Source organism: Paraburkholderia sp. BR10923, from assembly GCF_040948765.1.
In the GTDB taxonomy this organism is placed as follows: domain Bacteria; phylum Pseudomonadota; class Gammaproteobacteria; order Burkholderiales; family Burkholderiaceae; genus Paraburkholderia; species Paraburkholderia youngii.
Map to the genome: position 1 here is coordinate 288,824 of NZ_JBFPKO010000006.1, position 22,647 is coordinate 311,470.

A 22,647-nucleotide genomic window follows, 5' to 3' on the forward strand; every position below is an offset into this window, starting at 1 on the left:
GAACGAATTATGCGGCAGCTCGAACCGAGGCTCGCGGTTCGATACCTGAAAACATCCGACAGGACGCTGCCACCAGCTTATGAAATATCTCGCCCGGGTTGCCGCACTTGCCGGCCTGGCGATCGCGGTCTGGCTCGTCTGGCACGTCGACGCGCAAAAGGTGCTCGGTTTGATGCGCGCAGCCGGCGCCGGGCTCGCGCTTGCAGGGATGGTCCATGTTCTGCCGATGCTCGCCAACGCGAGGAATTGGCAGATGCTGATGCGCGGCCTGCTACGCCCGAATCTGTTCGCCGTACTGCGCCTCGTCTGGATTCGGGAGTCCGTGAACGGCATGTTGCCCGTCGCACGAGTGGGCGGCGAAGTCGTGACCTTTCGCATGATGCGCAAATGGGGCATGGAGCCGGCCCCCGCCATGGCGAGCCTCGTCGTCGATCTCCAGCTGACGCTGATCAGCGAAATGCTGTTCGCCATTGCGGCCATCGGCTATCTGATCGCCCATGCCGGCGCCACGGCGTTGCACCTCGCAGCCAGGCTCGGAGGCGGCATCGCCATTCTGGCGGTTCTGCTTCTGGCGTTTTCGTTCGTGCAGCGAGCGAGTCCGTTCGCCCGTCTGACGAAGCTGTTCAATCGCATCACCAGCGGCAAATTCCGCTCGCTCGTCGGCGAGTCGGTGCGCATCGATCAGTCGATTAGCGACCTCTGGCATCAGCCCGGTGTGATCATCCGTTACCTGCTCGTCTGGCAATCACTCCAATGCATCGCGACCGCGCTCGAGCTGTGGCTCGCGCTCTATTTTCTGTCGGCCAAAGCAAGTTTCCTTCAGGCACTCGTGCTGGAGTCGCTGATCCAGGCGCTCAGCAGCGTCGCGTTCTTTGTGCCTGGCGCGCTCGGCGTTCAGGAAGGTGGATTTCCGCTGATCGGTACGGTGCTTGGTTTTCCTCCGCAGCTTTGCCTCGCGCTCGCGGGTGCGCGCCGTTTTCGTGACATCATCGTTTTTCTGCCTGGGCTGATTGCCTGGCAGGTGGAGGAATGGCGCGACAAGCGGCGGGCTCCGGCCAATGCGACGGCAGGTGGCGCCGCAGCGGAACCCGGTGAACACCGTAGCCGCCCTTCGCAGAGGGTCGGTCGCAAATCATGATGCGAGACACTGGAAAACATGATGCGGTAGTGCTGTTCGGCGCCTTCGATCGCCACAACCTGGGTGACCTGCTGTTCCCTCATGTCGTCGCAAAACTGCTTGCGTGCGAGCGCGTGATCTTCGCCGGGCTCGCGCAGCGCGACCTGCGCGTCTACGGTGGCCACACTGTACAGGCGCTCGCGCAATTGGCCGCCGAACGCGGCAAGGATCGCGTGCATATCGTGCACGCAGGCGGCGAGATCCTGACTTGCGGCGACTGGGAGGCGGCGGTGATGCTGCTGCCGCGGGACGAGGCACAGAAGATCATCGCGCGACTAGATACACATCACGATGAGCGACGCTCGTGGGCACGTGCGCTGACGGGTCTCGATGCGCTTGCCCCCTACATGGCGTCTCGTGAGATGTTTCCCTTTGCGTCGAGCGTCATTTATCAAGCGGTTGGTGGCGTCGATGTCGAGCGGCTGGACTCCTGCATGCGAGCAGAAGTCCTGTCGAAACTCACGCAAGCCGACGACGTCAGCGTGCGCGACGTCAACACGCAGAATGGGCTCGCCGCGGCTGGCATTCCCGCGCGGCTCGTGCCGGACCCGGCGGTGATGGTGGCCGAGTTGTTCGGCGCGACCATTCGCGCGCACACGGAGCCGAGCGGCGTGGCGAACTTGCAGCGGACGTTTCCCGATGGATTTGTCGCCGTGCAGTTCAGTGCGGACTTCGGCGACGATAGAACGCTCGGTGTGCTGGCGCGCGAGCTCGATCGTGTGTCGAACGAGAGCGGGCTTGGTATTGTGTTTTTTCGAGCGGGTGCCGCGCCTTGGCATGACGATATGGCGTGCTACGAACGGATTGCGGCGCGGATGAAGGTCTCACGTACGCAACTCTTCCGATCGCTGGAGATATGGGACATCTGCGCACTGATCGCGGATGCCACGGCCCATGCGGGAAGCAGCCTGCATGGACGGATCGTCGCGATGGCGTTCGGTGTGCCGCGGGTGAATTTCGTTCATCCGGCGCGCGCGCATGACACGACGAAACAGTCCGCGTTTGCCGCGACGTGGGAGCCAGCGGCCGTGCCGGGCAGCGTCGGGATCGAGGCGCTTTCGGAAGCAATGCTCGATGCCCTGGCGATCGACCGGGTGTTGCTGAGGCGGACGGCCGCATACCTCGCCGCTCGCTATCGGGAGGGGTTCGCACAGATGCGAGCTGCGATGTGTTGCGCGTGAAATGCGGGGCCTTGCGCGACGAGCGCAAGACCCTGTCAGACAAACGCTGCAAGCAATGTCGTCAGATTTTCAGTCGAGAAACCTTGGTGCCGGCCAGCGACACGTCAGCCATCAGACCTGCATTCGTCAGCACGATCGCCTGGACGGGTTCGGTGGCTGTTGTCGTATCGATCGTGCCGTTCGCTCCGACCTTCACGAGCGCGACCGAACCTTCGCCACCGACCGACCATCCGTTGGATTTGCGAAAGCTGTCGAGCGCCTCTTGCGTCATGAACAGAAAGATCATGGCCTTCGACTGCGCACCCGCCTGCAAGCCGAACGACCCGGATATCGTCTTGAAGTAGCCGACCGATTTCCCGTGCACCCGCAAAGCGCCTTCACCGTATTGGCCACCCGCGATGAAGCCGACCTTGAGCACGGACGGGAACACGAGTACGCCGTTCGCCTTGTCGACGAGTTCTCTCGAACCTTTGACCGTCTCGAACAGCCGCGACAGGGTCTCGTTGACCTTGGCATCGATGACCTGCCGCTTCGACGCGTTGGATTCGGCGGCAACGGCGTCACTCATCGTGACCGCGGACCCGCTCAGCGCCACACCCGCGACTGCCAGAACCGCGGCACCTGTTTGTAAGAAGCTTCTTCTGCGCATGGCTGCCTCCATCGTGGTTCACGGTTTAAACCGTGATGCTGCAATGGTTGAAGGAATATATTCCACCGACACTTGCCAATTGCGTTGACTGCTGCGGGACCGACTGCCTGTTGCGTTGAAAAAATAAGCCGTGCATTCAGTCACCACTGATCGTAGAAGATGACCTCGCAATTGTATGTAAGGGGCAGCACGGGTATTGCGTTGACATGCGTCGATACGCGCAATTTGCGAATCGGCACAGAAGGCGGGCTCATTGTCGACGAGTGCAGAAAGCCCACGGAAATGGCCGGACGGCAGAAAGACTGAATTCCGTTTCGTTTCTCCTTTGCTTAGCCCGCGTGTGCGAGCGCGCGTGTCGTGCGAACCGTGGACGGGCGGTCGCGCAGCAGTAGTGGCATCAAACGCCGATTGGCTGTCCGCGCCGCCCACTCGCAATACGCGGCGCTGCCGAGCACCCAGCCGTTGAGCGTCGACTGCATCAGGTTCTCGACCTCGCATTCGTCAAGCGGCCGTGCGCCCAGATCGCGGTAAGCCTGTTGGCGCTCCAACGGCGTATTGCCGAGCGCCCGGTATAGCGCGTGATCCTTGATGAAGCTATCCACACGCTGCCCGATGTGATGCGCGCAGCTCGACCACTGGTAGTTTGCCGGGTCGGCAACAAGGCGGTTGCGCACCGGCGCCTGATCGATGACCTGGCTCGTGAGCAGGAAATACCGTTCGGGCTCGATCACCGTCGCCCGGTACCCGCCACGCCACACCGCACCGCGGCGTCCATGGCGGCGGTTGAAGGTCTCGACATAGCGACGGCACACTGCCTGCATCGCCATGGCCACGCTCGATTCGTATGAAGGCGTGACGAGGAACTGGACCGCGTCAGGCATGAGCACCCACGCGTGGACTGCCAGATCGGCGACGCGCGCGGCGTCTGCCAGACAGGCGAGGAAGTACAGGTAGTCTCCTTCGTCCAGAAATGCAGGGCCCGCGATTCCCTGCAAGATTACGTGTTGCGGTTGTTCGGGGACGTAGTGCCGTGCGAGCCGTGTCATGCTGAATCAACTGGAAATCCGCTGTGGGAACGCGATCCCACAGATATCGGACGCGTCATGGTGCGTAACGCGCTATAGAAAATTCTATCGATCATCTGCGCGGATTTGCATCGCGAAAAGGCCATTTTTCTGGCCTCTTTTCGCTGATTTGCCGCTCGCAGCCAGCGTTTTTTATGCCACCGCTGAATTGCGGCGCCGCTTCGCATCCCAGCTCTATCCGAAGAGCAGGGGATCCGCATCCGGGCGGTTCTCGCCACGATGCCTTGAGCGAGCGCGGATGCGATCACTCCAGGAAACATCGGATTGCCGCGTTGAACGCGTGCATGCGACGTGTGACGCGCGCGGTGAGGACCGGATGGTTTTCGTGGCGCCGCGTTTGCCTCGCGGCCGCGGCGGCGATTGGTGCTTCATCATTCCAGTCCCTCGTGCTTCATCGCAAGCTGGACGGCCGGACGCGCACGCATCCGTTCGGCAAAGGTTCGCAATTTCTCAGGCACTTCGATACCCACCTTTTGAGCCCAGAGCAGCATGGTGAACAAATAGGCGTCCGCCACACTCGCTTCGCTGCCGAACAGGTAATCGCCCTTGAACATGGTGGCGATCAACTGAAAGCGTTGACCCAGCTTCTCACGCGCTGCCGTTGCTTCAGCATCCGAAGTGGGCTTGAAAACACGGCCGAACTGCTTGTGGATTTCTGTCGAAATGAACGCGAGCATCTCGAGCAGGCGCAGGTTGCCGGGTTCGCTATTGGGCGCAAGGGCAGGCTTGCGCTGTGCGACCCACGAAAGAATCGCGATATTCTCCGTAAGCCGCTGACCGTCATCCATCTCGAGGGTTGGGACGTAGCTCTTTGGATTGATCTGATTGAACTGCTCCCCCGTTTCGGTCTCCTTCGACTTCAAATCGACGCGAACGCTGTCGAAAGTGAGGTCGGCCTCATGCATTGCGATATGGTCGGCGAGGCTGCAGGCACCTGGCGAATAGTAGAGCTTCATGGTAGGGGTCCCCTTTTCGTGAAATGAACTGAACCGTTTCATTGCAGCAAAGGGTATGCCGCCGTCATAGCCACGGTCCCGCAGACTCGATAGCAGGTAGAAAGTAGGGTCACTAGTATTCTGATTGTGGCTCCTACAATAATTCAAGCTGTCTGACCCGGCCCATCCGAACCAGCATCACAACCGCAGCAGGGCATCGGCGACGGTTAGCACAGGAGGGACTATGCGGTCGGAAGTGAAGTCCGGCGTGCGTCTGAGACGTTATGCAATCACGGTGGCGGCCGTCGTCGTTGCCCTGATCGTCGTCGGACGCATCACCGGCGTCCTCGTCGACTGGCTGTGGTTCTCTTCGGTCGGCTATGGTGGCGTTTTCTGGACCATCCTTTCCGCGCGGGTGCTGCTGTTTGCGACGGTGTTCGCAATCTCGGCGTGCGCGATCTGGCTGTCGGGGATGTTGGCGCATCGTTACGCGAGGCGTGTCGATGTCTTGCGAGCGCAAGCAGGCGATCCGTCGCATGCGAGCGAGGTTGCCGTCGAACTGTCCGAACTGATCGCGCCGCACGTTCCCTGGCGCGCCAGTATTGCCTGCGCCGCGGTCGTCCTGGGGCTGGTTGTCGCCGCTAGCGAAGTTTCGAGCTGGGACATCGCGCTTCGCTTCATTTATCAGGTGCCTGTTGGCGAGCGCGATCCGATTTTCGACAGGGATATCGGCTTTTATCTTTTCTCGCTCCCCGCGTATGTCGCTCTGAAGAACTGGCTGCTGCAGCTAGTGTTCTGGAGCGCGGTCGTGGCAGGTGCTGTGTACGCGTTGCGCGGTGACATTGCGCTGGAGAGGCCACCACGCACGCTGTCGGCCGCCGCCATCACTCATGGCTCAGCACTGCTCGGTTTGTTCTTTGCGGTGAAGGCATGGTCGTGGTGGCTCGACCGCTTCCTGCTGCTCTATGGCGACAACGGCGTCGTGGTCGGCGCGAGCTATACCGATGTCCACGTCGAGTTGCCGGTCCTGTGGATGCTTGTCGGCCTTGGAGCCGCCTCGTCGGTTGCTCTTTGGATCAACATGCGCCAGCGCAGCCATCTGCAGCCCGTCGCTCTCGCACTTCTCGTATTCGGCAGTTCGATTGTGTTCGCCGAGATCTATCCTTCGCTGTTTCAGCGCTTCTATGTCAAGCCGAGCGAGCTGAAACTGGAAACACCCTATATTGAGCATACGATCGCGCTAACGCGCCAGGCGTACGGCCTTGCAAAGATCGAGGTCAAACCGTTCGAGGCCGAGCAGGGGTTGACGCTCGACTCGCTGCAGGCCAATCGGGCGACCATCGACAACATCCGGCTTTGGGATGTGCCACCGCTGATGGATACCTACGCACAGTTGCAGGAGATCAGGACTTACTACAAATTTCTTTCGGTGGACATCGACCGCTATCAGCTCGATAGCGGATACAGGCAGGTGGTGCTGTCGGCGCGAGAACTGGAACCGGCGATGCTGCCGTCCAACGCCCAAACGTGGGTGAACCTGCACCTTATCTTTACTCACGGCATTGGCGTCGTGATGTCGCCAGTCACCGAGAAATCCACTGAAGGCTTACCGTCTTTCTATCTGCACGATATTCCGCCCGTCTCCAGCGGCGGGCCGGCGATTCGCGAACCACGTCTCTATTTCAGTGAAGGCCGGCAGGACTATGTGATCGTGAACGGCAATGTAGCTGAGTTCGACTATCCCCGCAGGCCGACCAATGCGTACACGAGGTATAGCGGGCGCGACGGCGTCACGCTCGGCGGTGTGGGACGCCGCAGTCTCTTTGCCTGGCAGCTCGACGATCCGAACATTTTGCTGAGCGGCTATATCACGGATCAGAGCCGGATACTGCTTCACCGCAACATTCAGGACCGCGTGCGTACGATCGCGCCGTTCCTGACTCTCGACCATGACCCCTACGTCGTCGCAAGCGATGGGCGGCTGTTCTGGATACAGGACGCCTACACCGTCAGCCAGTGGTTTCCTTACTCCCGGCCCGGTTTCGGCGACAACGCCAATTACATTCGAAACGCGGTCAAGGTCGTGGTCGACGCGTATAACGGCACGGTCGATTTCTACGTCAGCGATCCCGCCGATCCGCTCCTGCGCACCTACGAGCGCATCTTCCCCGGTATGTTCAAGCCTTTGGACGCGATGCCAGCGGGGCAACGGCAGCATATCCGCTACCCCGAGGATCTGTTCCTGATCCAGGCGCAGGTCTACCGCGCGTATCACATGGATGCGCCGGAAGTGTTCTACAACCGCGAGGATCTGTGGCAGTTTCCTCAGGAGCTGGTCGGCATGGACGGCGGAAGTTCCGCCAGCACGATGCCGCCGTATTACACGATCATGCGACTCCCCGGCGACCCGCGCGCCGAATTCATCCTGATGCTGCCGATGGTGCCGAGCCAGCGGGAGAACATGATTGCGTGGCTCGCGGCGCGCTGCGATCAGCCCGGGTACGGCAAGCTCATCGTGTATACCTTTCCGAAGGACAAGCTGATCTACGGGCCGTTTCAGATCGAAGCGCGCATTCAGCAGAATACCGAGATCTCGCAGCAGATTTCGCTGTGGAACCAGATGGGCTCACGCGTCATTCGCGGTCATCTTGTAGTCGTGCCGATCGAGAACTCGATCCTCTACGTTTCTCCGCTCTATTTGCGCGCAGCCTCCGGTCAGTTGCCGGAGATGAAGAGAGTAATTGCCGCCTATGGCGACCGTGTGGTGATGGAGGACTCGCTGGATCAAGCGCTGGCGGCGCTTTTCCAGGAGACCGCGCGAGCGGCATCGCCATCCCGGGGCACAGTGGATGCTCGCGCGCGAGAGGCACTTGCTCACTATGACCGCGCGATCGAGCGACTGAAGGCGGAAGACTGGAGCGGCTTCGGTGCGGAACTGAATGCGCTGCGGCCGTTGCTCGAGGCCCTCGGTGCTGGCCGTTCCGATGATCACAAATGACCAGCGGAACAAGGAACGGGTCGTTGAAAGCCTGCGCGTCGATCAATGCGGTTCGCCGAGGCAAGCGTCGGCAACATCGACGATCGGCTCGCTGTCGGCGTGAGCTTCAGGAAACCGATCAACACACCTGATCTGAACGTAGGTCCACCAGGTTCCCGGTGGATCGTGACCCAGCCACATCACCGTGGCTGCGACCTTGGTTCGCAGCCCCCATTGCCGCCAGTCGGCGCCGGTTGGCGAAAAGTTTCCGTGAATGTCCTTATAAAGGTTGCGGTCCAGGCCGTACCGCTTCAGATAGGGCGGGTTGATGCGTTCCTCGGCTGTAGCCGGCTCGCCACGTCCGATGCCCACCTGCGCTATATCCGTGTCCCGGCGGAAATCGCTGACCGCACGGCCGACCACCAACAGCTCGAACAGCAATACCCCGCCAACGGCGATGCAAGTCGCAATAATGCAAAGCGAGAGCGCCCAAAGCACCCGCCTTGTGGTCGTCGGTGTCTTCATCCCTGCCGACCTCCCGACCGGCATTGGGATTCGCTGCCAGCAAGAGCCAAGCCGGTCCGCAGTCCGGTACGGGTACTTCAGGCCCTTTGTAGAAGGTCAATCGCCTTTTCGGCGTCGTCCAGCGAGTCGAGCGCTAGATAAGCGATGAATTGCGTGCCAAGCACAGCGGCCGAGACGCCGCGCAGATTGATCCCGCCATCCGCCAGCATCTGGCTCAATTGCGCGATGATGCCCAACTGGTCCAGACCCATTACACGGATGGAGTGAAGGCTCGGGGTAACGCTGAACCCCGCCTGGGTGGCGGCGCGGGTCGCACTGTCTCCCTGTAGCGGAGCGACGAACACGACTCCTTTACCCGATGCCTCTGGCGTGCGACGCGCCACGATGAACTGCAAGTCGGCACCAGCATCCCGCAAGACGCTTAAGACTTTCGCAAGACCTCCCGGTTTGTCGTCGATGGTAGCTGCCCAAACCTCGACACGTTCCACACTCAGTTCCATGGCCGTCCCTCCCGGCTCGAACCTCATTAGAAAAATCTACTTCACGAACGGCATGCGGGCAAGGCCCGTTGGACTGCGCACCGGTCGGCGATCCGCGTCCAACTTGCTGCTGCCCGGCATCTGTATCAAGATCAAGTCGCCTCTTCACAAACAGGCGACCCTGATGACAGACGATCCCGATGACGATCCCGACGCGCTGAAAGGCCCAGGCGGCATGAGCTTGAGGCAGATCCACGAACAGGTGCAGAAGTCCGTCCAGCGCGACCGCGAAGCGCAGACTGCGCGCCACGCGCCCGCTCCACCGCAAAGCCGCTGGCAGCGATGGGTGCGCTATGTATGGGGCCGTAGCGGGCGGCGTTAGCCGCAGGTTGAACAGGGCCCGCACTGCATCTACCCGGCTACCCATTTGGGTGGTGTGCGCCCCCTGTGGTTCTGTCATTGTGAATCCGTCGTCATAACGCAATGGGCAGGGGGCTTGAAATGGAAACCACATCCTCGAGCAGCAATCCTTTGATGGATCTCTCGGACAATCTGGCAGACATCGTCGCGCGAGTGGGGCGGAGTGTCGTGGCGGTACACGGCCGGCATCGCATGCCGTCGAGCGGCGTAATCTGGCGCCGTGGCGTCGTCGTGACCGCCGCACACACGCTCAGGCGCGAGGAAGGGATCGAAGTCACGTTGACCGACGGCCGTACGGTCGCCGCGGTCCTCGCGGGTCTGGACCCGGGCTCCGACGTCGGCGTGCTGAAACTGGACGGCGTCGATCTCGACCCGATCGATTCCGGCGACGCCCACTCACTGAAGCCGGGTCATCTTGCGCTCGCCGTCGCCCGTGCGGATGATTCCGGCGTTAGCGCTGATTTTGGCGTGATCGGCGGCGTGGGGGGGGCCTGGCGCACGTGGAGAGGCGGACAACTCGATGCGTTCGTGCGACTGGACGGCGGTCTGCGCCCGGGTTTTTCCGGGGCGGCCCTCGCGGATATGCGCGGGCAGGTCGTCGGCATCTGCACGTCGGCACTGATGCGCGGCGCCGGCATCGTGATTCCCGGGACGACCGTGGAGCGCGTCACCGATGAACTATTGGCGAAAGGGCGCGTGTCGCGGGGCTACCTTGGTGTCGGCACGCAGCGGGTCGGCCTGCCGGACGCCTGGGTCAAGGAAATGAACCTGTCGTTCGGCAGTGGCTTGTTGATCAACTCGCTTGCGCCGGGCGGCCCTGCGGAGCAGGCGGGCGTGCTGATAGGCGATGTACTGATCGAACTGGACGGCAAGCCTTGCCGCGACATGGGCGACGTAAGTGCCGCGCTGGGCTCCGCAAGCGTTGGGCAGCAGTTGCAGATTGCCTTGATCCGAGGTGGCGAACGCCATGCGTGTTCGGTAACAGTGGGCGAACGACCCCAACGGAATTCGTGCAGATGAGGTCCGGGAAGGGACGAAATGTCGGATGGACGGACGAGACAGACGGCGCCTTTGCGGGTCGCAGTGATTGCGGCATCGTGGCAAGAGCGCGCAAGCCTGCAAGCGCTTGTCGAGGCGAACCCGGCACTCGAGTTCCTGGGTAGCGCAGCCGATGCCGAAAAGCTCGTCGATTGCCTCGCCGGATCGGTGCCGGATGTGATCGTCACCGACACCGCGCCGGAGGCAAGCGACGCGTCCAAGACTCTACTCGAACTCTCGCACGCTACGCCGTCGCTCGTGCTGTTGAGCGACGACCCGGACAGCGACTGGATGCTCGATGGGTTGCCCACCGACGCAGTAGCCATCCTGCCGCGCAACGCGATGCCAGCCGAAATCGTCGTCTCCATCGAAGCCGTGGCCGCGGGCCTTTGCGTGCTGACGCCCGACATCCTCGCAAGGCTGCTCGCGGAAACGAGACCGTCGCGCCAGAAGGCACCCGGCGAAACGTTCGAAGCGTTGACGTTTCGAGAGATCGAGGTGCTGGCGATGCTCGCCGACGGACTCGGCAACAAGGAGATCGCGCGGCAACTCGACATCTCCGACAACACGGTGAAATTCCACCTGTCGTCCATCTTCGGCAAACTCGGTGCGACCAACCGCACCGAGGCGGTGATGCTCGGCATGCGGCACGGATTCATCATGGTGTAGAAAAGCTCGTGTTTCTCCACCCACGACGCTGGACGATGTCATGTTCGTGCGTTTTCCACTAGCGCGGCAATCCGCACGAACTCGGCGTCGGGGCGTACACCGTAAAGACCGGTTACTCGCTCGCGGAGCGCATCGGTGAAGAACGCTTTGGCTGCGTCCTCCGATTCCCAAACGTAGAAGTTCGTGGCTTCACGCTTTGCGGAATTGAGCGTGAAAGCCTTTGAACGTAGCCCGGGCATTCCCTCGAACCTTGCACGTGCGGTCTCGGCAATCGTCCGCACGGCTCGGCTTCACGCACCTCAACGAAGAATCATCGGTGCGATCTCCGCAATCAGTGCATCGATCGCGCAACGAGTCTTCGATGGAAGATATCGCGTGTTCGGCCACACCGCGTGGATGTCCTGTGGTCGCACGCCGCAACGCTCCCTCACCGCGACGAGTTCGCCCGTCATCACATATCGTGTCAGCAACCAGCATGGCAACTGCACGAGCCCCAGACCGGCGACACCGGCTCCGGCAATCGCCTGGATATCGTCGAGGCTCAGTTGCGGCTTGATCAGCAATTCCCGTTCAACCCCGTCCGTGTCGAGTACGCGCCATGGCGACACCACGCCGGCGCGCGAGTAAGCGATGCCCGCATGCTTCGCGAAATCGTCGATATCGACGGGCGTCCCATGCCGCGCAAGATACGCCGGGGCCGCTCCGATGCTGGTTTCCTGAACGCCGAGATGCCGTGCGGCGAGACTCGTGCTGTCGCGCAAAGCGCCGATGCGCACCGCAAGATCGATGTTTTCTTCAACGAGATCGACTGCCCGGTCTGTAAACGAGATGTCGATCTGTAGTTTGGGGTGCTTGCGTGCCAGTCCGAACAACACCGGAGCGACGCAATGGTGGCCGAATGCGAGCGGCGCGCTGACCCGCAGGCGACCGCGTGGCTCGCTGTATCCGGTCTCCAGTTCGGCTTCGGCGGCGTCCAGCTCGGCAAGCGCGCGGACGCATCGATCGTAGTAGCTGCGCCCAGCCTCCGTCAGTGTCTGGCTACGCGTCGTGCGCTGGAGCAGGCGTACGCCGAGGCGCGCCTCGAGCTTCGCAATCACTTTGCCGATGGCCGACCGCGTGAGGTGCATGCGTTCGGCCGCAACCGTAAAGCTACCGGCTTCGATCACCTTGACAAAGACCGCTACGCCATCGAGTTGATCCATCGAATTGGGTCCGCGGGGGAATAAGTCGTGGGAAAAAACCGCCTCAATAGGGACACTGGTTCCCGTTATAGTACATCGGACGTGATGCTGCTGGTCGATCAGCTCCCTCCGTGCACGCCGACGTGTACTCGCAAACGCACCTTTTCCCTGCGATATCTCATGACACTCGCCACCCCTTCCAAAAATGCCGTGGCGCTCGCCGCGGTATGCCTGACCTCGCTGATGTTCGGCCTCGAAATTTCCAGTGTGCCGACGGTGCTCTCCACCCTTGAAGGCGTGCTGCACGCCGATTTCAAGGAGATTCAATGGATCATGAACGCCTACACGCTCGCGTGCACCACCGTGCTGATGGGCACCGGCGCGCTGGCAGACCGTTTCGGACGCAAACGCATCTACGTGGCCAGCATCGTGATGTTCGGGATCACCTCGCTCATCTGCGGCCTCGCACAGAGTGCGCCGGTCCTGATCGTCAGCCGTTTTTTTCAAGGGATGGGCGGCGGAGCGATGCTGATCTGCCAGGTGGCGGTGCTGTCGCATCAGTTTCAGGAAGGGCGCGACCGCAGCAAAGCGTTTGGCGCTTGGGGAATCATCTTTGGCATCGGCCTTGGGTTTGGTCCGATCATCGGCGGCATGATCGTCGCAGTCGCCAACTGGCAGTGGGTGTTCCTCGTCCACGCGTTGATCTCGATCGTGGCACTAGGTCTCGTCTTCGCGGGTGTGCAGGAGTCCCGCGACCCGCACGCGCAACACCTGGACGTTGCTGGCATGCTCACGCTTTCCGCGTCGTGTTTCGGTCTCGTCTATTTGATTACGCAAGGTCCGGATCTCGGCTTGGAGAGCCCCGCCGCGCTCGGCATCGTCGCGGCGACGGCGTCGAGTTTTATCGCGTTCATCCTCGTCGAGAAGCGTAGTCGTCGGCCGATGTTCGACTTTTCCATGTTCCGGACCCGCCGGTTTTCAGGTGCGATATGCGGATCGATGGGCATGAACTTCAGCTACTGGCCGTTCATGATCTATCTGCCGATCTATTTTCAGGGCGCGCTCGGCTACACGGATGTGAAGTCCGGACTGTCGCTGCTCGCCTATACGCTACCCACGCTCATCGTGCCGCCATTTGCCGAGCGGCTTGCGCTGCGCTTCGATGCGCGCAGGGTCATTCCGCTCGGACTGTTCATTATCGGTCTCGGCTTCATCCTGATGAGGTGCGGAGCTGGCGTGGAGCAGGCCAGTTGGCTCACGATGCTGCCGGGGTGCCTGTTGAGCGGAATCGGGCTGGGGATGACCAACACGCCGGTCACCAATACTGCGACCGGCTCGGTCTCGTCGAACCGCGCGGGCATGGCCTCGGGTATCGATATGAGCGCGAGGCTGATCAGCCTGGCCATCAATATCGCGCTGATGGGTTACATACTCTTCGAGGGTGTGCTTTCTTATCTATCTCGCGCGCTTCCCGGCCCTTCCGAAACCTCGTCGCTGCGTTTTCTCGCGCAAAAGGTGGCAGCAGGCAATATCGCGCATCTGACGCGGGACAGCGCGAAACTCGCAACCGCCGATCCGCATGGCGTGATCGCTCATGCGGCGCTCGTGCACGGCTTGGGTCTCGTGATGCTGTACGCCGTGATCTGTGTATGGGCTTTGGCGCTGCTCAGCGTCGTCGCGTTCGGACTGGGCACGTACGCGCATCGTCCGAACTCTGCGCTGGATGAGTGTGCCCGTCGCCCGAGCATGTAAGCCTGCTGAATCACGCGTCCCATTGGGGAGCGAAGGGGGGAACGACATAACGCTGATCCTTGCGAAGCGCTGCGATTGCTTTGCGGTCATCGTCGTCGAGTCGAACAGCCAGTGCATTCAGATTTGCTTGCTGGCTTTCGCGCCGCTGCGCCTTGGGGATCGCAATAACGTCGTTCTGATCGAGCAGCCAGGCAATTGCAATCTGTGCGGCAGTCGCACCGTGCTTGCTGCCGATCCGCGCCAATGTCGCATCGCTTGCCGCGCGTCCCTGTGCGAGCGGCGCATACGCGACCAACGGGATGTTTTTCGAGCGCAGATAGGCGAGCATCGCGGACTGATCCAGGAACGGGTGATATTCAAGTTGATGACAGGCGATCGGTGCGCCTATGTCCTCAACGGCCGCCTCGATCAACGGCATATTGAAATTGCAGACGCCGATGCCGCGGGTAAGCCCCGCCTCCTTGATCTGCATGAGCGTCTCCAAAGCAGCCGCAAGATTCATGTCGCGGGACGGCCAATGGATCATGTAGAGGTCGACGAAATCAAGTCGCAGCTTCTCGAGGCTCCTGGCAAATGCGCGGCGCAGGGCATCGGGTTCGAGGTTCTCGTGCCATACCTTGGTCGTCACGAATAACTCGTCCCGCGCGATGCCCGAGCCGGCGATGGCGGCCCCCACCGATTCTTCGTTCTGGTACATCTCGGCGGTATCGATATGCCGATAGCCGACTTCCAGCGCGCTTTCTACGACCGGCTGACAGTCGTTGCCGGGCATGCGGAACGTACCGAAGCCCAGGCGCGGTATGGCGAGTTCTCCTCGTTTGATCGTTTCCATGCTGTTCCTCCGTGTTGGTGAGGCGTCTAATGTCTCACGCGCCCATTGATGAATAAAGTATGGTTCAATCAAATCTGAAATGATTAAAATCACGAATCCATCAGTATTCGAGGCGCATCATGACCTTCGACGGTCGATTGTTCGCGGGGATAACGGTGCTTGCCGCTGTCGCCGAAAGCGGAAGTTTCGTTCGTGCCGCGGAGGCGCTCGGCGTGTCTCCGTCCGGCGTAAGCAGAGCGATAAGCCGGCTGGAAAAGCAGATCGGCGTCCGCTTGCTCGACCGTACGACCCGATCGCAAACCTTGACCGACGAAGGAAGGCGTCTCTACCAGACTGTCAGCCCACATCTGGTCGGCATCGAGTGCGCGGCAAGTACAGCATCGGGTTCTGCCGGCGTGGTCCAAGGCAAGTTGCGCGTCAACGTGGACCCGTTCTTTTCTCGGACCGTCCTCGCGTCGAAGCTGCCCGGATTTCTGCGGCAGTTTCCAGAGCTTTCGGTGGAATTGATCATGCGCGATGACGTGGGCGATCTCGTTGCGGATGGCTTCGACCTTGCGATACGCTTCGGGCCGCCACCGGTTGGTACTCTGGTTGCTCGCAAGCTGCTGGAAGCGCGGATCATCACGGTTGCGTCTCCGGCTTACCTTGAAAGCAACGGCCGCCCCAACTGTCCTGATGACGTCGTCGATCACGAACGCATACTTTTCTACAATCCCTTATCGGGACGCCCCTTTGAATGGGAGTTCCAGCGGGGCAAGGAAGTCATCAGCATCCCGGTCTCCGGGCGGCTGCTGGTCTCCGATGTCGGCACGATGCTGAACGCTTGCGTAGCGGGCGCAGGAATCGCCCAGGTCATGTCGATCGGCACGGAAACACTGATCGCACAGCACGAGCTCGTCGATCTGTTTCCGGACTGGCCGGATGAACGTTTCCCTCTATATGCGCTCTATCCGTCGCGGCGGCACCTGGCCGCAAAGGTGCAGGCGTTCATCGCGTTCTGCGTTGATGCCCAGATCACGCCAAATGAGTCCGCGACCTCGGGGCAAGCAAAGCGGAGCCGATCTCCATCGAGGCGTTCGCGTTCCCGCTCGCGCTGATATGTGCGGAGAAGGCGAGGAGCGGGGATTTCGAATATTTAACGAACACTGACCGGCGAGGCGGCACAGGACTGCAAGGAGGCTATGCGATGCTCGCACTCTTTACCGATTTCGGGGCCGACGACATCTATGTCGGGCAGGTAAGGGTCGCTTTGCTGCGACACGCGGCAGCCGGCACCCCCATTATCGATGTGCTGCATACTGCCCCGAACTACGACCCGCGGGCAGGCGCGCATCTACTCGCGGCGATAGCACGGTGGTATCCGCCGGATTGTGTGTTCCTTGCCGTGGTCGATCCCGGCGTCGGTAGCGAGCGGGATGCCGTCGTGCTGCAAGCCGACGGGCAGCGGTTCGTCGGGCCGGACAACGGGCTGCTCTCGGTCGTGGCGGCGCGCGCGGCGCATACCCGGACCTGGCGGATTACATGGCGTCCCGCCGCGCTTTCCGCCTCATTTCACGGTCGCGATCTGTTCGCCCCGATGGCGGCATGGGTGAGCCGCGGCGAGTTGCCTTCCGACAAGCTCGTTGAGAGGACAGGCTTGAGCGTGCAACTGGATGCGGGCGATTGCGCCGAGGTCATTTACGTCGATCACTACGGCAATGCGCTGACGGGGCTGCGGGCCGGAACCGTGCCGAGGTCTGCACGGCTTGGCATCGGAGATGCCGATGTCGAATATGCGCGGGTCTTTTCCGATGTAACGGCCGGTCGAGCTTTCTGGTACGAGAACTCGATCGGGCTCGTCGAGATCGCCGTGAATCGCGGCAGCGCCGCGACACAGCTTGGCGTACGTGTCGGAGATGCGGTCCAGGTGAAGGAGGGCGGCGAATCGGTGTAGCGCGCGCTATCAGAGTTGGAGCGTCGCGGATGGGCGGCGACCTTCTCCGTCGCCGCCCATTTGCGCTCACGGCAAGGTGATCTTGCGGGTGAATTCGTCCGTCACGTTGGGCCCCGTGGCTACGCCGAATACCGGGTAGACAGTTTTCGAACCACTAGCAGCCAGCCCCATGTAGTCGCCGAGGAAATGGCCGCCCGCCACGGGAGCGTTAAGGATGTTGAACGAGGTGTCGGTCAGCTTGAGTTCAGTACTCCAATTCGCGCGATCGGTACACGCAGTCGCAGGCGAGCAGAACACTGCGAAATAGTCGGTTCCCTCGAAGCCGGCGGGTGTGTTCGTGTCGTTACGAAAGTCGTAGTAGGTCACCACGATCGTATTGCCGTCGCCCGACGACACGACCGCCGGAATGAAGGCCTGCTGACGGCAGGGGTGGGCTTCGTTTGTCGGCGTCTGGTTGATCATCACTGGCGTTGACCAGGTAGCACCGCCATCTGTCGATTCGCTGAAGGCGATCGCGTCGACCGGAATCGATCCAGTGGGCGTGGTGCAGGTCGCGGACGAAAAGCGATCGTCCTGCCAGGTGAGATAGATCGCCCCCGAGACCGGGTTCACGGCGACACTGTAAAGAATGGAGGCATCGCGTATCGACTGGCCGCTGTCAGGTGAGACCACTCCGGCCACCTGAATGTCGTTGGTGAATGTCGGCGCCGACCAGCTTCCGCCTTTATCCGCAGACTTGATGTAGCCGATGCTCAGGCCCGACGGCGTGGCATTGATCGCCGTGAAGAAATCAAGCAGGGTTCCATCAGGCAACACGCGCACCATGTTGTCGATTGTCTGTGCGTTCGTCCCCGGCTGGTAAATCGGGGCGGCGGTGCTCCATGTCACGCCTTTGTCAGTGGATCGCGAGAAGAAGCTCGGGCCGGTGGAATTGAACTTGAATACGGGGGCGCCGCCCGCCGCGGATGCTGCACCGTTACGCAATTGCCGCGCGATCAGAACGCCATCGTTTTCCGCGAGCAACTGGGCGCCTTCCTTCGTTGGCGGGAACACGCTCAACTGGTCCCAAACCGCATAGACGTAGTTGGTCGCCGTCGGGTCCGCAGTGAGCGAGTTCTTGTCATTGAGCACGTGCGGCGAGCTGCTGCGGATCAGCGTAACGGGAGTCTGCCAGGTTGCACCGTGGTCGCTGGAGCGGCTGACCAGCATTCCGCTATTGCGCGCGCCAAACGGCGTGGTCGGTTTCGCGGGGTCCAGCACCAGAGAGAAGAAGAAGGCCGTTCCGTCTTGCGCAAAGTCCACCCAGGGATCGGAAGCACGGCGGAATTTGCCGCCAGTGCAGTCAGTCACGCCGGACGGAATCGAGTTGGACCAGGTGCTGCCCGCATCGTTGGAGACGACGCCGACGAGGCCGCGTGAGCCGCCGTCGCTCCAGCGATCCTGCTGGTGGCCGACGAGCAGGCGAGCCGGGTCCGTCGGGTCCACCGCAACCCAGGGCTCGATCGAGGTGGCGGGAAACAGGACGCTGCCGAATGCCGACTCCTGCGCGTTCAGCTGGTCGGCAGTGCAACCGCTAAATGGGTCGCCCGCGGCTACCTGGACGAGCGATCCCAGCGTTTGCGCGTGCGCGCCTGGGGCGATCGAGCATGCGAGCGCGACGACTCCAGCACCTGCAATGCCCTGCAAAACAGACCGGGATAGGCAACTGAAATTCATTTTCATTCTGGGCCTCGCGAAAAAGGGGAAAACGCCTGTGAATTGCCGGCTTTCCATTGCCGGTGCCATCACTTCCGACCTTCCGATACATATGAAAACGTCTTTTCCCAGCGCAGAACGATGCATGCTGCCGTCCGCCGAAGACATGCAGCAATGCATGTATCTACCGAAACACACTAGGTCGCGGTGACAGAACTTGTGTGAATAAATCTTTGCGTATGCCATTTCGTTACTGACATCCCCGGCATTGCTGGCATGGCATGATGATTGCGGCGATTCCACGATGACGGTCGAAGAATGTATCCGCTGCAGAAACGTGGCGTTTGAGATCGACGAACCAAAAAAACCCGCTCTGAAAAGAGAGCGGGCGTGGATTAAAAGAAGCCACCTAGGGCGTTACAGACCCAGGGGATGCCCTGAGTTACGTCAATGACTCGTTCCCAGATAAGCGGCCTTCACTGACGGATCGTTGCGCAATTGCAGCGCCGGCCCATGCGCGGCGATCCGGCCGTTCTCCAGAACGTAACCGTAATCGGCCACGTTGAGCGCCGCCGCGGCGAACTGCTCGACGAGCAGCATCGTCACGCCCTGGCCCTTCAGATTCTCGATGATGCGAAAGACCTCTTCGACGAGTATCGGTGCGAGCCCCATCGAAGGTTCGTCGAGCAGCACGAGTTCCGGGTTCAGCATGATCGCGCGCGCCATCGCGAGCATCTGCTGCTCGCCCCCGGAGAGGGTGCCGGCCAGTTGATGGCGCCGCTCTTTCAGACGCGGAAAGAGTTCGATCGCGCGTTCCAGATCGGCGTTCACGTCGCCGCGCGGACGCGCCCACGTGAGGCGTGGAAAGGCGCCGAGGATCAGGTTGTCGTGCACGCTCATCGTCGCGAACACGCGCCGTCCTTCCGGCGAATGCGCGAGCCCGAGACGCGCGATGCGATGCGAGTCGAGTGCGTCGATCCGTTTTGCGCTCGCGCCCACGCCCATCGTGATTTCGCCGTCGCTCGCGCGGATCATGCCGGAGATCGCGCGCATCGTGGTGGTTTTGCCCGCGCCGTTCGAGCCGATCAGCGTGACGACCGAGCCCTTGGGCACGTCGATCGAAATGCCGTGCAGCACTTTCACCTTGCCGTATCCTGCATGCAGATTCTTGACCGATAGCATGTGTGTTCCTGAGTGTTCCTGTGTATCTCGTGGGTCGAGGAAGGGGGGGCGGCTCAGGCCGCTTGCCCCGCCGCCTCGCCGCCGAGATACGCCTCAATGACTTTTTCGTTCGACTGGATGTCGGCCGGCTTGCCTTCCGCGATCTTCTGCCCGAAGTCGAGCACCGACACGCGATCGCAGACGCTCATCACGACGTCCATGTGATGTTCGATCAGCACGACGGTAATGCCGTGATCGCGCACCTTGCGGATGATTGCGACCAGCTCCTTGATGTCGGGCGCGGTCAGGCCGGCCGCCGGTTCGTCGAGCAGCAGCACTTGCGGATCGAGCGCGAGCGCCCGCGCGATTTCCAGCAGCCGTTGCTTGCCGTAGGGCAGGTTGCGCGCTTCTTCGCCGGCCGCATGTTCTAGCCCGACAAAACGCAGCATGCCCAACGCGCGCTCACGGGCGGCGCACTCCTCGCGCCGGTACCGCGGGGACATCAGTCCGACGTCCGCGATATGTGCGCGAAACGTGTGATGCAAGCCGACCAGCACGTTTTCGAGCGCGCTCATCTCGCCGAACAGCTGCACGTTCTGGAAGGTGCGTGCGATGCCCGCCAACGCGATCTGCGACGAAGTCTTGCCCGCGAGCGACATGCCGCGATACTCGATCGAGCCCGCGGTCGGCACATAGATGCCGGTCAACACGTTCATCATCGTGCTCTTGCCGGAGCCATTAGGGCCGATCAGTCCGTGAACCGTGCCACGCCGCACGCTCAGGTCGACCTGGTTGAGCGCCTTGAGCCCGCTGAACTGCATCAGGATGCCGCGTAGTTGCAGGATTTCTTCCGTGTCGCCCGCGTGCACGGCGGCGACCGCGTCTGCGCCGATGGTCGCGGGTTGATCGGCGTCGACGGTGCTCGCGCGCACCACGCCGCCCATCATGCTCTTGCGCACGAATCCGATCACGCCGTCCTGCAGGTAGTACACGACGAGCAGGATCATCAGGCCAAAGATGCTCAGCCGCCAGTCGGCGAGCGTGTCGATGCAGTACGAAAACGCGGCGAGCCCCACCGTACCGAATACCGGAATCCCCACCTTGCGTGGCGTCGACACCTTGCGCGCGAGCGCTATGCCTGCGCCGATCACTACCGCTGCTGCCAGCACCGATGCGACGATGCGGAACATATCGATGTCATCGAGCAGCTTGGGCAGGAGCACGATGATCGCCGAGCCGAGCACCGCGCCGGTGCGCGTCTTGCGCCCGCCCATGATGATCGCGAGCAGGAACAGGATGGTCAGCTCGAAGTTGTAGGTATTCGGTGAGATGTACTGCTCCGAATACGAGTAGAGGCAGCCGGCCAGACCGGCGAAGCCCGCGCTTATCACGAACGCGTAGACCTTGTAGCGGTACACCGATACGCCCATACAGTCCGACGCGATCGGACTGTCTCGCAGGGCTTCGAAGGCCCGGCCAAGATGCGACTTGAGCACCCGGTGCACGACGATCAGCGAGGCCACCAGCAGAGCCGCGACGAGCCAGTAGTACTCGACTTCGTTCATCGGCCGCGCACCGAGCGACGGCTTCGGAATCTTGACGCCCATCGGCCCGTTGGTCAGAAAATCCATCTCGTTGATGAGAATCTGAAGGATCGTGCCGAACGCGAGCGTCACCATCGCGAGGTAGGGGCCGGACACGCGCAGTGCGGGCAGCGCGAGGATCGCGCCGAAGCCGGCCGTGACGAGAATCGCGAGCGGCGCGGTCACGAAAATCGGCAAGCCGAGCTTCATGAACAGCACGCCCGCCGTGTAGGCGCCAACCCCGAACAGCCCCGCATGCCCGAGCGAAACCTGGCCGGTGTAGCCGACCACGATGTCGAGACCGAACAGCAGGATCGCGTAGATCATGATGGTCTCGACCAGATGGATGTAGTACGGATTGCCCGATAGCACCGGGAACACCGCAAGCGCGATCAGCACGAGTGCCGTCGCAACGAGTTTCTTCAGATTCACGGCGGCCCTCACACTTTCTTGATTGAAGTCTTGCCGAACAGCCCGGCGGGTTTCATCGCGAGCACGATGAGCAGCAGGACCAGCCCCGGCACATCCTTATAGCCGGTGGAGAGATAGAAGCCGGTAGTGGTCTCGGCGATGCCGAGAATCACGCCGCCGACAAGAATGCCCAAACCGCTGGTGAGACCGCCGATGATCGCCACTGCGAACGCCTTGAGGCCGAGCACCGCGCCCATCGTCGCGCCGGTCAGCGTGAGCGGAGCGATCAGCACGCCGGCGAACGCGGCGGTCAGCGACGAGAGGGCATACGAAAACGTGATCACGAGGCCGGTGTTGATGCCCATCAGCGCGGCGGCGTCGCGGTCGTTCGCCGTGGCCACGACGGCCTTGCCGAAGATCGTCCTGCGGTTGAAGAACTCGACGGCCAGCATCATCGCGAGCGCGCCGCCGACCACCAGAAGTTCCATCGGCAGAACGTTGGCGCCGAACACCTTGAGCGGCGCTTCCGGCAGCGGCGACGGGAAGCGCAGATCGTCGCGCCCCCAGACGTTTTCCGCGACGTTCTTGAAGATGATGCCTAGCGCAATCGTCGACATGATCCAGCCGAATTCGGATTTGATCCTGATCGCGGGCCGCACCCCGATCCGTTCGACGAACGCGCCCTGCAACAGACCGAACGCGCAGACGAGCGGGATCATCAGCCAATAGTTGACGCCGAGCGAAACCAGCGTGAGGCCGACCAGCGCGCCGAGCATCAGCGCGTCGCCCTGGCCGAAGTTCAGCGTGCCGGAAGTCGCGAATGTGAGTTGGTAGCCGAATGCGATCACGGCGTAGATCATGCCGAGTGCGATCCCGCTATAGATGAGCTGTAAAAGAATGGTCATCGTCGAGCGCCTTAGAGTTCACCATCTATAAAACAAAGCCGCCCCCGCTGGCGAGCGGG

21 protein-coding genes are annotated in these 22,647 nt (G+C 61.7%); 9 read left to right on the forward strand and 12 right to left on the reverse strand.

Annotated features, from left to right (window positions below; genetic code table 11):
* Positions 1 to 79: 79 nt before the first annotated feature.
* Together AB3X94_RS14085 and AB3X94_RS14090 are read left to right on the forward strand one after the other, a co-directional pair.
* The gene (locus tag AB3X94_RS14085) at positions 80 to 1,138 is read left to right on the forward strand and encodes a lysylphosphatidylglycerol synthase domain-containing protein (protein ID WP_368611850.1); all 1,059 of its coding nucleotides are present in this window, start codon (positions 80 to 82) and stop codon (positions 1,136 to 1,138) included.
* Positions 1,135 to 2,358, forward strand: a complete 1,224-nt coding sequence (locus AB3X94_RS14090; protein WP_368611851.1) for a polysaccharide pyruvyl transferase family protein — start codon at positions 1,135 to 1,137, stop codon at positions 2,356 to 2,358. The genes AB3X94_RS14085 and AB3X94_RS14090 overlap by 4 nt, the downstream gene beginning before the upstream one ends.
* Positions 2,359 to 2,419: 61 nt before the next feature.
* Here AB3X94_RS14090 and AB3X94_RS14095 read toward each other — a convergent pair whose 3' ends face one another.
* The 3 genes from AB3X94_RS14095 to AB3X94_RS14105 all read right to left on the reverse strand — a co-directional run bounded on the left by AB3X94_RS14095 (position 2,420) and on the right by AB3X94_RS14105 (position 5,048).
* Entirely contained in the window at positions 2,420 to 3,007 is a 588-nt protein-coding gene (locus AB3X94_RS14095) for a YSC84-related protein (RefSeq protein ID WP_176111187.1), read from the reverse strand.
* A 329-nt stretch (positions 3,008 to 3,336) separates the two neighbouring features.
* Positions 3,337 to 4,053: a transposase gene (locus AB3X94_RS14100; RefSeq protein ID WP_368611852.1), complete on the reverse strand. Its 717-nt coding sequence runs from the start codon at positions 4,051 to 4,053 to the stop codon at positions 3,337 to 3,339.
* 410 nt (positions 4,054 to 4,463) lie between these two features.
* Entirely contained in the window at positions 4,464 to 5,048 is a 585-nt protein-coding gene (locus AB3X94_RS14105; protein WP_368611853.1) for a glutathione binding-like protein, read from the reverse strand.
* 223 nt (positions 5,049 to 5,271) lie between these two features.
* On the opposite strand from AB3X94_RS14105, the gene AB3X94_RS14110 reads away from it, so the two are divergent.
* Entirely contained in the window at positions 5,272 to 8,025 is a 2,754-nt protein-coding gene (locus AB3X94_RS14110; protein WP_368611854.1) for a UPF0182 family protein, read from the forward strand.
* Positions 8,026 to 8,067: 42 nt separating this feature from the next.
* Here AB3X94_RS14110 and AB3X94_RS14115 read toward each other — a convergent pair whose 3' ends face one another.
* The gene (locus AB3X94_RS14115) at positions 8,068 to 8,529 is read right to left on the reverse strand and encodes a hypothetical protein (protein ID WP_368611855.1); all 462 of its coding nucleotides are present in this window, start codon (positions 8,527 to 8,529) and stop codon (positions 8,068 to 8,070) included.
* Positions 8,530 to 8,606: 77 nt separating this feature from the next.
* Positions 8,607 to 9,029, reverse strand: a complete 423-nt coding sequence (locus AB3X94_RS14120) for an ACT domain-containing protein (RefSeq protein WP_176111182.1) — start codon at positions 9,027 to 9,029, stop codon at positions 8,607 to 8,609.
* Positions 9,030 to 9,192: 163 nt separating this feature from the next.
* On the opposite strand from AB3X94_RS14120, the gene AB3X94_RS14125 reads away from it, so the two are divergent.
* From AB3X94_RS14125 to AB3X94_RS14135, 3 genes are all read left to right on the forward strand, one after another.
* Positions 9,193 to 9,390, forward strand: a complete 198-nt coding sequence (locus AB3X94_RS14125; RefSeq protein ID WP_176111181.1) for a hypothetical protein — start codon at positions 9,193 to 9,195, stop codon at positions 9,388 to 9,390.
* A 152-nt stretch (positions 9,391 to 9,542) separates the two neighbouring features.
* Positions 9,543 to 10,448, forward strand: coding sequence for a S1C family serine protease (locus AB3X94_RS14130; protein WP_368611911.1), 906 nt, complete (start codon positions 9,543 to 9,545; stop codon positions 10,446 to 10,448).
* Positions 10,449 to 10,466: 18 nt separating this feature from the next.
* Complete coding sequence (locus AB3X94_RS14135) at positions 10,467 to 11,135, forward strand: response regulator transcription factor (protein WP_176111180.1); 669 nt, start codon at positions 10,467 to 10,469, stop codon at positions 11,133 to 11,135.
* A gap of 38 nt (positions 11,136 to 11,173) precedes the next feature.
* On the opposite strand, the gene AB3X94_RS14140 is transcribed toward AB3X94_RS14135, so the two are convergent.
* Positions 11,174 to 11,416, reverse strand: coding sequence for a hypothetical protein (locus tag AB3X94_RS14140; protein WP_368611856.1), 243 nt, complete (start codon positions 11,414 to 11,416; stop codon positions 11,174 to 11,176).
* Between the two features lie 18 nt (positions 11,417 to 11,434).
* On the reverse strand, positions 11,435 to 12,337 hold the full coding sequence (locus AB3X94_RS14145) for a LysR family transcriptional regulator (RefSeq protein WP_368611857.1): 903 nt from the start codon (positions 12,335 to 12,337) through the stop codon (positions 11,435 to 11,437).
* 159 nt (positions 12,338 to 12,496) lie between these two features.
* Here AB3X94_RS14145 and AB3X94_RS14150 point away from each other — a divergent pair, with 159 nt between their 5' ends.
* A complete protein-coding gene (locus tag AB3X94_RS14150) occupies positions 12,497 to 14,068 on the forward strand; it encodes an MFS transporter (protein ID WP_368611858.1) in 1,572 nt (523 codons plus the stop codon).
* A gap of 10 nt (positions 14,069 to 14,078) precedes the next feature.
* Here AB3X94_RS14150 and AB3X94_RS14155 read toward each other — a convergent pair whose 3' ends face one another.
* On the reverse strand, positions 14,079 to 14,900 hold the full coding sequence (locus AB3X94_RS14155; protein ID WP_368611859.1) for an aldo/keto reductase: 822 nt from the start codon (positions 14,898 to 14,900) through the stop codon (positions 14,079 to 14,081).
* Positions 14,901 to 15,019: 119 nt separating this feature from the next.
* Between AB3X94_RS14155 and AB3X94_RS14160 the strand changes: the two genes are divergently transcribed.
* Positions 15,020 to 15,997, forward strand: coding sequence for a LysR family transcriptional regulator (locus AB3X94_RS14160; RefSeq protein WP_368611860.1), 978 nt, complete (start codon positions 15,020 to 15,022; stop codon positions 15,995 to 15,997).
* 89 nt (positions 15,998 to 16,086) lie between these two features.
* Entirely contained in the window at positions 16,087 to 16,833 is a 747-nt protein-coding gene (locus AB3X94_RS14165) for an S-adenosyl-l-methionine hydroxide adenosyltransferase family protein (protein WP_176111176.1), read from the forward strand.
* Between the two features lie 66 nt (positions 16,834 to 16,899).
* Here the strand turns inward: AB3X94_RS14165 and AB3X94_RS14170 are convergent, their stop codons facing one another.
* The 4 genes from AB3X94_RS14170 to AB3X94_RS14185 form a co-directional block, all read right to left on the reverse strand.
* Positions 16,900 to 18,555, reverse strand: coding sequence for a sialidase family protein (locus AB3X94_RS14170; RefSeq protein WP_368611861.1), 1,656 nt, complete (start codon positions 18,553 to 18,555; stop codon positions 16,900 to 16,902).
* 420 nt (positions 18,556 to 18,975) lie between these two features.
* The gene (locus AB3X94_RS14175) at positions 18,976 to 19,710 is read right to left on the reverse strand and encodes an ABC transporter ATP-binding protein (RefSeq protein WP_176111174.1); all 735 of its coding nucleotides are present in this window, start codon (positions 19,708 to 19,710) and stop codon (positions 18,976 to 18,978) included.
* 53 nt (positions 19,711 to 19,763) lie between these two features.
* A complete protein-coding gene (locus AB3X94_RS14180) occupies positions 19,764 to 21,704 on the reverse strand; it encodes an ATP-binding cassette domain-containing protein (protein WP_368611862.1) in 1,941 nt (646 codons plus the stop codon).
* 8 nt (positions 21,705 to 21,712) lie between these two features.
* A complete protein-coding gene (locus tag AB3X94_RS14185; RefSeq protein ID WP_176111172.1) occupies positions 21,713 to 22,588 on the reverse strand; it encodes a branched-chain amino acid ABC transporter permease in 876 nt (291 codons plus the stop codon).
* Between the last annotated feature and the right edge of the window lie 59 nt (positions 22,589 to 22,647).